The sequence below is a fragment of the Shewanella sp. 10N.261.52.F9 genome, from assembly GCF_041471165.1.
GTDB lineage: Bacteria > Pseudomonadota > Gammaproteobacteria > Enterobacterales > Shewanellaceae > Shewanella > Shewanella marinintestina.
Genome location: NZ_JBFRNX010000046.1, coordinates 1 through 659 on the forward strand (window position 1 = coordinate 1; position 659 = coordinate 659).

The window sequence follows — 659 nt, forward strand, 5'->3', positions numbered from 1 at the left end:
ACCCCAAATAACACGGTACCAACAGCACAAGGTAAGACGTATACATTTTCGCTGAGCACGGCACTGACTGCACCTGAGCAAACGCTAAACCTTAGCCCGCTTGTTGATGATACCGACGGTGATGAGCTTACGTTAACGAACGTCGTTGGCGCGGTGAATCCAGTGGTTATTAATGACGACCTATCATTAACTTACACGCTATCTACAGCGGTGACTAATGACAAATTTACCTATGTTATCAGTGATGGAAAAGGTGGTTTTGCGCAAAATGAAATTAGCGTAGAGCTGACCAATACAGCGCCTGTTGCCAACCCGGTAACGGTCACGGTTGACCCATACTCAGTTACCAAACCTTCAGTTGAGATTAACCTCGCTGATGCAATCAGTGATGCCGATGGTGACACGTTAACACTGAGCAGCATTAGCGATGTTGTTTTACCAGCCACCTTGTCGCAAAACGGTTTAGTTTTAACCTATACACCGAATGGAGTTGAGGGGACGACGAGTTTGCACTATAGCGTGACCGATGGCATGGACACGTCGAGCAGTGTGGTGAGTATTATTTCAGCATCGCAAGGTAAGTTAACAGCAAACGACTTTGCCGTACCTGCAATGGCGATGGATGCGCAAACAATTACTATTGATGTGGCAAGCTTTGT

Annotated in this window: 1 protein-coding gene; it reads left to right on the forward strand. The window is 46.6% G+C overall.

Translation table 11 applies throughout. The annotated features are described in order from the left end of the window. Positions 1-659 (forward strand): Ig-like domain-containing protein (locus tag AB4298_RS21100; RefSeq protein WP_371988313.1); only part of this gene is annotated, 659 nt, incomplete at both ends.